We start from the raw sequence: 9,244 nt of genomic DNA on the forward strand, positions 1-9,244 counted from the left end.
GCGCATCACCCACGAGGAGCAGCACCACCATGTCCGTCGCACCGCATCTGCACCTGCCGCCGCCCGACCGGCTCCTGTCGTCACGTACCGGCTGGACCCGGGCCCACTGGGAGGCGACCGCCGACCGGATGCTGGATGCGCTGGTGCCGTACGCGACCCCCGGCTTCGCCCAGTACCGGCTGCCCGGCCGCGGCAGCTGGTCGGGTGTCGTCTCGGACGGTCTCGAAGGCTTCGCCCGGTCGTTCCTGCTCGCCGCCTGCCGGATCGCGGGGGCGGGCGGGGCGGCCGACCCCGCGCTGATCGAGCGGTACACGGCGGGTCTGGCCGCCGGCACCGACCCCGGGAGCGGGGAGGCGTGGCCGAGGCTGACGGACTGTTCGCAGCAGATGGTGGAGGCGGCGTCGGTCGCGGTGGCACTGCACGAGACCAGGCCGTGGATCTGGGACCGGCTGGACGCCCGGGTGCAGGAGCGGGTCGTCGACTGGTTCTCCGGATTCGTCGGCGGGCGCACCTGGGACAACAACTGGCGGCTCTTCCAGGTGGTGTCCGAGCAGTTCCTCGCCTCGGTCGGCGCACCGTACAGCCGCTCGGACATCGAGTCGAACCTGGACAGGATCGAGGACTGGTACGTCGGTGACGGCTGGTACACCGACGGGGACGGCCGGAACTTCGACTACTACATCGGCTGGGCGATGCATCTGTACCCGTTGCTCTGGTCGCGGATGGCGGGCGCCGACGACGGCGGCCGGACGGAGGTCTACCGGAAGCGGCTGCGCAGGTTCCTGGAGGACTATCCGCACTTCTTCGGCTCCGACGGCGCCCCGGTCCACCAGGGCCGTTCGCTGACCTACCGGTTCGCCGCCCTGGCACCGGTGTGGATGGGGGCGCTGGCCGACTGCACCCCGCTCGCGCCGGGGCTCACCCGCCGGCTCGCCTCCGGCACGATGCGGCACTTCGCTGAGCGCGGTGTGCCTGACGAGCGGGGGCTGCTGACGCTCGGCTGGTACGACACGTTCCTGCCGAGCACCCAGCCGTACTCCGGTCCCGCCTCTCCGTACTGGGCGAGCAAGGGCTTCCTCGGGCTGCTGCTGCCGGCCGACCACGAGGTATGGACGGCGCGCGAACTCCCGCTGCCGATCGAGGAGTCCGACCAGTACACCGCGCTGCCCGCCACCGGCTGGCTGCTGCACGGCACCCGTGACGACGGCATCGTCCGGCTGGTCAACCACGGCAGCGACCACAATCCGCCGTTCGACGAGGCGGCCGACCCGGCCGAGGGCACGCACGATCCGCACTACGCCCGGTTCGGGTACTCGACTGCGACGGCCCCCGAGGCCGCCCCGCACGCCGTGGCCCGCTCCATCGACGGTCATCTGGCGCTCCTGGCACCGGACGGCACCCCGTCACCGCGCAGCCGGATCCATCCGTTGCGCTGCGAGGGCCGCGTCGCGGCCTCCTGGTACGCGGCCCGGCTGCCCGGCGACGACCGTCCGTACCGGATCGAGACGACGAGTGTGCTGCACGGCCCGTGGGAGATCCGGGTGCACCGGGTCGAGGCGCCCGAGGGGGCGGTGGTGCGGGAGGGCGGTCACCCGGTCGCCCATGCGCGGAGCCCGTTCGCCCTGTCGGGCCCCGACTGGGCACTCGCCCGCACGGCCGACGGTCTGAGCAGCGCCCTGATCGCGCTGCACGGCTGGGACGGCGGGACGGAAGGGGCCGCTGTGGCACGTGATGTCCAGTCCAACGCGTACGGACCGCATTCGGCGATTCCGTACCTTCGCAGCGGGCCGCACCCGGGCGGGCGGAGCATCCATGTCTCGCTGGTCGCCCTCTCCCGGGACGCCGTGCATCCGGAGGCGCTGCGCGATGCGGTGCGGGTGGGTGCGGGTGCGGACTCGGTGGTGCTGACCTTCCTGGACGGTACGACGGTCGAGGTCTGATCAGATTCCGATGCCGTTGCCCTCCCGCTGATCGATGTGCCCGACCAGTTCCATCGCCAGGGACTTGATCGCGTCGAGCCCCGCCCTGCCCCACGGGCGGGGCACGGTGTCGACCGCGCAGACGGCGCCCAGGGCGATGCCCGTGCGGTCGATGAGGGGCGCGCCGAGATAGGAACGGATGCCTATCTCGTCGACCACCGGGTTTCCGGCGAAGCGCGGGTAGTCGCAGACGTCCTCCAGGACGAGCGCCTTGCGCCGTACGACGACATGCGGGCAGTAGCCGCGGTCGAGCGCCACATACCGGCCGCTGCGGCTGCTGCCCGCGGCGGCGGCGCCGAGATCGGATCCCTTGTGCGTGCCGGCCGGGGTGTGCAGACCGGCGAAGAACTGCCGGTTGCCGTCGATGAAGTTGACCATCGAGAAGGGCACCTCGGTCACCTCGGCCACCCGGTCGGCGAAGGCGTCGAAATTGTCGAACGAGGCGTCGGAGCGCTCGCCGAGCCCGAGCGTCCTCAGCCGCTGGGTGCGGACCAGGGCATCGCCGTCGACGGGCGTGAGCAGCATGCGGCCGTTGTTGTTCCGGATCACGGGCGGGCTCCGAAGCCGGTCAACGGGGCCGGGGCCGAGGTGGCGTTGATCAGGTGCTGGACCAGTGTGACCAGGGCTCCGGTTCCGGAGCTGGCGATCCGGGCGTCGCAGAGCACCACCGGGACGTACGGGCCGAGGTCGAGTGCGGCCCGGATCTCCTCCGGTGCGTAGCGGTAGGCGCCGTCGAACTCGTTGACCGCGACGATGAATCCGATACCGCGCCGCTCGAAGAAGTCGACGGCGGCGAAGCACTCGGCGAGCCTGCGGGTGTCCGCGATCACGACGGCTCCCAGCGCTCCCTGGGAGAGTTCGTCCCACATGAACCAGAAGCGTTCCTGGCCCGGGGTGCCGAACAGATAGAGCACATGCTGCTCGTCGAGGGTGATGCGGCCGAAGTCCATCGCCACGGTGGTGGCGGTCTTGGACTCGATCCCTTCGAGACTGTCGGTCGCGGCGCTGACCTGGGTCAGCAGCTCTTCCGTGCTGAGCGGTGCGATCTCACTGACCGCACCGACGAACGTCGTCTTGCCGACCCCGAACCCGCCCGCCACCAGCACCTTGAGCGCGACGGGAAACCCCTCCGAGCCCGTGGGACCGCCGATGTCGCCGCCGGGATCGCCGTACCCCGGCTCGGGCTCGTGGACCGGAGCATCCGCGTAGCCCCGGGTGCCGCTGTGGTTCAGGGTGTCTTCGTAGCCCTGTGCATCCCAGTAGCCGTGCACCTCCCCGTGGTTCCCCGGCTGCCCGTGGCTCTCCGGGCCGCCGTATCCCTCGGACCGGCCGTGGCTTCCGTGGGCTGCTCGGGTTCCTTGGCTTTCGTGACTTCCGAAGCCTTCGGGGCTTGCGTTGTTGTCGTACACGGCGGAGCTGCCGAAGCCGTCAGAGCTGTCGTCGTAAGCCATCGAGCACTGCCTCCAGCAGAGATCGGTCGGTGGGCATGTCGTGGAAGGCGGGTGGGTGCGCGGTCACTGCCCCGCAGTCGACCAGGTCGGAGACGAGCACCTTGGTGACGACCGCGGGCAGCCGCAGATGTGCGGCGATCTCGGCCACCGAGGTCGGGCCGCCGCACAGCCCCAGCGCGACGGAGTGCTCGGGACCGAGATGCGTCTGCGGCTCGGTCCCCGTGGCCATGATCAGGGAGAGCAGATCGAGCACGGTCGTGGGACGGGTCCGGCCGTTGCTCACGGTGTACGGGCGGATCAGCCGGCCGGCCGCGTCGTCGAGCAGTGGCCCGTCCTGCGGGACCGACACCCTCACAGCCCCGTGGCGCCCGGTGTCCCGGCCGCTTGTCTGACAGGCGTCATCAGATAGGGCCGGACACTCTTGACCAGCATCGTCATCTCGTAGCCGAGCACCGCCGCGTCCGCCTCGCGGCCGGCGAGCACGGCGAGACAGGTACCGGAACCGGCGGTGGAGACGAACAGCAGGGTCGAGTCGAGCTCGACCACCACCTGCCGCACCTCGCCGCTGTCGCCGAAGCGCGCGCCCGCGCTGCGGCCGAGCGAATACAGACCGGCGGCCAGCGCGGCCATGTGGTCGGCGCTGTCGGCGTCCATGCCATGAAGGGATTTCACCAGCCCGTCGGCGGAGAGGAGAACCGCGCTGCGTGTGTACGGGACGCGCTGGACCAGTCCGCTCAGCAGCCAGTCGAGGTCCGAGACCTGACCGGACGGCATATCGGTCGCCATGGTGCATCTACTCCTTGGAGGTGTTCGTTTCGAGGGGTTCATCGACCGGGGCCGCGTCCTGGGCCGGGCCCGAGGGGTACGGGGCGGCGGTCGCGGTGAGTCCGCGTACCGGCAGCGGTTCGAGCGGGGCGCGGGGCTGCCAGGCCTGCGGGTCCGCCGCCGTCCCGAGGCCCGTCTCCGGTTCCGGGGCGGTGTCGGCCTCGGCTTCGCTGCGGGCCTCGGCGAGTTCGATGCCGCGCCGGAAGGCCGCCATGAGTCCCGGGTCGTGCAGGGCCTGTTCGTCGTCGCTGCGCGGGGCGGGTGCCTCCCTGAGCTGCGGGACCAGGTGCTCCTGGTTGGCGCGCCTGGGCAGTTGCGGCCGGCCCATGGTGCCGCGCACGACTCCGGGTTCGGAGTGCGAGGCGTCGGGGACGTCGTCCGCGGTCCGGATTCCGGGGACGGCCTCGGCCGGGGTGGGACGGTCCGGGCGCTCGGCCCGCAGCGGGAGCGGTGGCGCCTCGCCCTGCCCCTGGCCGCCGTGTCCCTGGCCGCCGTGTCCCTGCTGCTGCGGCGGCTGGTGCAGGCGCAGCGGCTGGCTGGGGACGTAGGGCTGGCGGACGGTGTTCGCCTGCGGTCCCGGTGCGATGCCCGGACCGGGGTTCAGGCTCGCGTTCGGCGCCGGGTCGGGGTTCAGGCCCGGGGCCGGCCTGTGGTGGCCGGCCCTTGCGTCCTCGGCCGGTGGGCGGTGTACGGGGCCCGGGGGCGGGACCGGGGCCGAGCCGCCCTCGGCCGGAGCGTCCCCGTCCACGCCGAGCAGGGACTGCGGCAGGACGAGCACGGCCTGTGTGCCGCCGTAGATGTTGCTCTGCAGCCGGACCGCGATGCCGTGCCGGCGGGCCAGTGACGCGACGACGAACAGCCCGATCCGGCCGTCCTGGAGCAGATGGGCCACATTGACCTGGTCGGGGTCGGCGAGCAGGGCGTTCATCCGCTTCTGCTCGTTGCCCGGCATGCCGAGTCCCCGGTCCTCCACCTCCAGGGCCAGTCCGGCGGTGACCTGCTGGGCGCGCAGCAGCACCTGGGTGTGCGGGGCGGAGAACACGGTCGCGTTCTCGACCAGTTCGGCCAGCAGATGGATCACGTCCGCCACGGCGTGGCCGCGCAGCGTGCCGGCGATCGGCGGCACGAGCTTGACCCGTGGGTACTGTTCGACCTCGGCGATCGCCGAGCGCAGGACCTCGGTCATGGTGACCGGGTTGCTCCACTGCCGCCGGGAGACGGCGCCGCCGAGGACCGCGAGATTCTCGGCGTGCCGGCGGATGCGGGTGGCGAGATGGTCGACGTGGAAGAGGCCCTTGAGCAGATCGGGGTCCTCGACCTCGTGCTCCAGCTCGTCGAGCAGCTGGATCTCGCGGTGCACCAGCGACTGGAGCCGGCGGGCGAGATTGACGAAGACCTCGACCTTCTGGTCCTCGCCGGAGTTGTCGGAGAGCCGGGACGCCTGGACGACCGCCGCCACGGCGGCCTCCTGCTGGCGGTCGAGTTCCTGGGCGAGCAGTTCGAAGGCGTCGCTGCCGGGAGCCGACGGCGGTGCGGGCCTGCGCGCGGACACCGGTTCGCCGTTGCGGAGCTGTTCCACCACCCGTTGCAGTTCGGCCTGGCCCTGGGCGCTGGTGCGACGGAGTGCCAGGCAGCGGCCGAAGACGGTGGTGGCGACGCGGTTGGCGGCGAGGTACGCGGCCAGGACCGCGGCGAGCGCCAGCGCTCCGGCGACGCCCAGCGCGATCCAGAGTTCGCCGGAGAGGCGGGCGCCGGAGCGGGCGGTGAAGATGACCGCTGCGGCTCCGCTCAGTACCGCCACGACGGTCGGCAGTACCGCGGTGCGCAGGAGTTGGGGGCGTATACGCGCCTCGGGGGACAGCTGGGCGGCGCGCGGCCTGGCCGTGGCCGAGTGGGAACGGGCACCGGGTCGGCCGTGCCGTCCGCCCTCTCGGCGTTCCGGTCGCGCTTCGGGTGCGCGAAGTTGAGACATCATTGTCCTCGGTACGTGGGGCACCAGGAATCGGCGTTCATGCGGTGGCACCTACGGTGGTCGGTCAGGCTCGGTTCATCGGTCGGGCAGGCTCGAAAGTCATGAGCCCACCGTTGATCACCGGCCACACACGGTAGTCGTCAATCACGCGGGTGCGGCGGGCAGTTGTCGAACTTGCCCGCCATCCGTCCCGCTCTGGTATGACCGCTCACACAAGGGACCGATTACTCTGCATTGACACCTGGCCCTCCGACACCCGAATGGCCGATCGGAATGAGCCCATGAGCACACGAAACGGCTCGGCCCGTCCGGTCGTGCCGGACGGGCCGAGCCGTCTGAATGTGCCACGCGTGTCCTGTACGCGGCGGTCCGGGCGCCGTGCCCGTACGCCGGGACGGCCGGCCGCGGAGCGTACGCCGCGACCGGACGGTGCTACGCCGTCGGCGCCACCTCGGCGTGGCCGGCCTCCGCCGGCTCGCCGTCCGACGCCCGGCCCGTACCGCCGGCCAGGTCGGCCGACAGATCCGTGATCCGGGCCGCCGCCGCGGGCCGCTGCTCGATCGGCTGCGGAGCCACCGCGCGCCACCAGGGCTCATCGGGAACGGTCTGCGCCGTGGGCTCGAAGGGTTCGCCGGGCAGCGGCAGCGCGACGCGGGCGCCCGCGTCCTGTGCGGCGGCGAGGGTGCCCTCGCCCGGCTCGGCCCACGGGTGCGGGGCGAGGTTGAAGGTGGCCCAGTGGATCGGCAGCATCGCCCCGAGCGGCTCGCCGCCCTGGAGGTCCAGATGGGCCCGCATGCCCTCGGCCGGGGTCATGTGGATGTCCGGCCAGTACTCGGAATAGGCGCCGATCTGGATCATCGTCGCGTCGAACGGGCCGTGTTCGGCGCCGATGTCCTTGAAGCCCGGGAAATAGCCGGTGTCGCCGCTGTGATAAATCCGGTGCTCGGGGCCGGCGACGGCCCAGGACGCCCAGAGGGTGTGCTGCTGGTTGCGCAGGCCACGGCCGCAGAAGTGCCGCGCCGGGGTGGCGGTCAGGCTGATCCCGGCGATCTTCGTCGTCTCGTTCCAGTCGAGCTCGCGCATCCGGTCGGGGGACACGCCCCACCGCTCCAGGTGGGCGCCGACCCCCAGCGGGACGGCGAACACCGTGTCGGTACCGGCGAGCGCGCGGATCGTCGGCATGTCGAGGTGGTCGTAGTGGTCGTGGGAGATCACCACCGCGTCCACCGGGCCGAGGGCGGCCAGCGGCAGCGGCACCGGGTGCAGCCGCCTGGGCCCGGCGAAGGCGAAGGGCGAGCAGCGCTCGCCCCACACCGGGTCGAAGAGCACCCGTCGGCCGTCGATCTCGGCGAGCACACTGGAATGGCCCATCCAGGTGAGCCGCAGCCCCGTGGCGGGGGTCTCGGCGAGGTCCGCGTAGGTGGTGGCGTGGACGGGCACGGTGCCGACCGGGGCCCTGCGTGCCCGCTCCTCCTTGCGGAAATAGACCTTCGCGAACTCCAGGGTGGATCCGGACGGCCTGGTCCGCGCCCCCACCGGGTTCTGGAAGACGCCGTCGGCGAAGTTGGGCGAACGGCGGATGCGCTCCATGCGGGCACCGCCCGGGTCTGCGCCGAAAGCGGCGGGGCGCAGCGTACGCAGCCGGGTGCGGAGCGGAGGCAAGGGGTCGGCGCCGGTCAAAGCATCTCCCTGGGGAAATCGGTGTCGTCTCATTATGGGCGGGGGTACGAAGGAGCGAGAGCGGAGCGTCCGGGGGAACGACGGCCGGAGCGGGCCGGGTCAGCCACGCGGCTGCCCGTACACGTGCTCGATGTGCAGCCGCAGCACGATGCGCCGGTCCCGGACCATCGCGCCGCGGTAGTCGTCCCAGTCGGGGTGCTCGCCCTGGACGTCGCGGTAGAGCGCGATGAGCTCCTCGACCGTCGCGTCGTGCGGATCGGCGGCGACCGGGGACAGCTCGGCGGTGGCGTCCACGACCGTCCACGCCCAGCGGTCCGCGCTGGTGACGTGGTAGCCGGCCCGGGGGTCGCGGCGGAGGTTCTTGGTCTTCGCCCGGTCTTCGGTGATCGAGACGCGGACGATGCGCTCCCGGGGGTAGTAGAAGTGATTGACGTTGGACAGCTGGGGCCTGCCGTCCCGCCTGAGTGTCACGAGCACTCCGCCGTTCTCCTCGGCGAGCAGCCCGAGCAGCGCTTCCTGCCGTGCGTCGAATGCCGTCATGCCGGATCCAACGTCCGTACCCGTCGCAGGATTCCGGATCCGGCCGCACCGCCGTGTCACATCCGGGACCCCCGCGTCCGTCGTACCGGTGGAAACAGCCCGTCCGGCGGTGTCCGCAAGGCCGCCGGGCGGCACCCGAGCCGTATCGAAGGAGACCGGTCATGACCGCCCGCATCCCGCTCGACCCGCCCCGCACCCTCCTTTTCCGCGCCGTTTCGTGGTACTCGAACCGGACGTACGGCAAGGTCATCGATCCGCTACGGGCCGCCGCCCACCACACCGGGGTGCTGTGGGCCGGTGCCCGCTTCGAGCTGTCGGTGGGGCGCTGGAAGAAGCTGGACCCGCAGCTCAAGGCGCTGGCCGTGATGTCGGCCGCGGCCACCGTCGGCTGCGGCTGGTGCATGGACTTCGGCTACTGGGAGAACCACCGGCACGGCATGGACCCGCGCAAGCTGCGCGATGTGCCGGTGTGGCGGGAGAGCGAGGTGTACGCCCCGCTGGAGCGCGACGTCATGGAGTACGCGGAGGCGATGAGCGTCACCCCGCCGGAGGTCGGTGACGAGTTGGCGCAGCGGCTGCGGACCGCGCTCGGCGAGACGGCCTTCGTGGAACTGACGACGATGGTCGCGGTGGAGAACATGCGCTCCCGGACCAATTCCGCCCTCGGGCTGACCAGTCAGGGCTTCAAGGACCGGTGCGAGGTGGAGCGCCCCGCCGATCGCTGACCCGGCAACTCGGCCGGTGCCGCCGCACCGGTTCCCCGTCCGGCGCGGCGGGTAGCTGCCATGGCAGCTACC

Annotated in this window: 9 protein-coding genes; 2 read left to right on the forward strand and 7 right to left on the reverse strand. The window is 71.9% G+C overall.

Features of this window, described 5'->3' with window-relative positions; genetic code table 11:
- Positions 1–29 precede the first annotated feature (29 nt).
- On the forward strand, positions 30–1,940 hold the full coding sequence (locus tag EES42_RS25680) for a DUF2264 domain-containing protein (RefSeq protein WP_124720607.1): 1,911 nt from the start codon (positions 30–32) through the stop codon (positions 1,938–1,940).
- Here the strand turns inward: EES42_RS25680 and EES42_RS25685 are convergent, their stop codons facing one another.
- From EES42_RS25685 to EES42_RS25715, 7 genes are all read right to left on the reverse strand, one after another.
- On the reverse strand, positions 1,941–2,504 hold the full coding sequence (locus tag EES42_RS25685) for a GAF domain-containing protein (RefSeq protein WP_124720888.1): 564 nt from the start codon (positions 2,502–2,504) through the stop codon (positions 1,941–1,943). It lies immediately after the preceding gene.
- Between the two features lie 20 nt (positions 2,505–2,524).
- Complete coding sequence (locus EES42_RS25690; protein ID WP_124720887.1) at positions 2,525–3,130, reverse strand: GTP-binding protein; 606 nt, start codon at positions 3,128–3,130, stop codon at positions 2,525–2,527.
- 277 nt (positions 3,131–3,407) lie between these two features.
- Positions 3,408–3,779 carry a DUF742 domain-containing protein gene (locus tag EES42_RS25695; protein WP_124720608.1) on the reverse strand — a complete coding sequence of 124 codons (372 nt, stop codon included), beginning with the start codon at positions 3,777–3,779 and terminating at the stop codon, positions 3,408–3,410.
- A 2-nt stretch (positions 3,780–3,781) separates the two neighbouring features.
- Entirely contained in the window at positions 3,782–4,216 is a 435-nt protein-coding gene (locus EES42_RS25700; RefSeq protein ID WP_072488891.1) for a roadblock/LC7 domain-containing protein, read from the reverse strand.
- 7 nt (positions 4,217–4,223) lie between these two features.
- Positions 4,224–6,227: a sensor histidine kinase gene (locus EES42_RS25705; RefSeq protein ID WP_124720609.1), complete on the reverse strand. Its 2,004-nt coding sequence runs from the start codon at positions 6,225–6,227 to the stop codon at positions 4,224–4,226.
- 432 nt (positions 6,228–6,659) lie between these two features.
- Positions 6,660–7,907, reverse strand: a complete 1,248-nt coding sequence (locus EES42_RS25710; protein ID WP_124720610.1) for an MBL fold metallo-hydrolase — start codon at positions 7,905–7,907, stop codon at positions 6,660–6,662.
- Positions 7,908–8,006: 99 nt separating this feature from the next.
- Positions 8,007–8,447, reverse strand: coding sequence for a PPOX class F420-dependent oxidoreductase (locus tag EES42_RS25715; RefSeq protein WP_124720611.1), 441 nt, complete (start codon positions 8,445–8,447; stop codon positions 8,007–8,009).
- A 161-nt stretch (positions 8,448–8,608) separates the two neighbouring features.
- On the opposite strand from EES42_RS25715, the gene EES42_RS25720 reads away from it, so the two are divergent.
- Entirely contained in the window at positions 8,609–9,172 is a 564-nt protein-coding gene (locus EES42_RS25720; RefSeq protein ID WP_124720612.1) for a carboxymuconolactone decarboxylase family protein, read from the forward strand.
- The last annotated feature ends 72 nt before the right edge of the window (positions 9,173–9,244 follow it).

This window comes from Streptomyces sp. ADI95-17 (assembly GCF_003846175.1).
GTDB classification, from domain to species: Bacteria; Actinomycetota; Actinomycetes; order Streptomycetales; family Streptomycetaceae; genus Streptomyces; species Streptomyces sanglieri.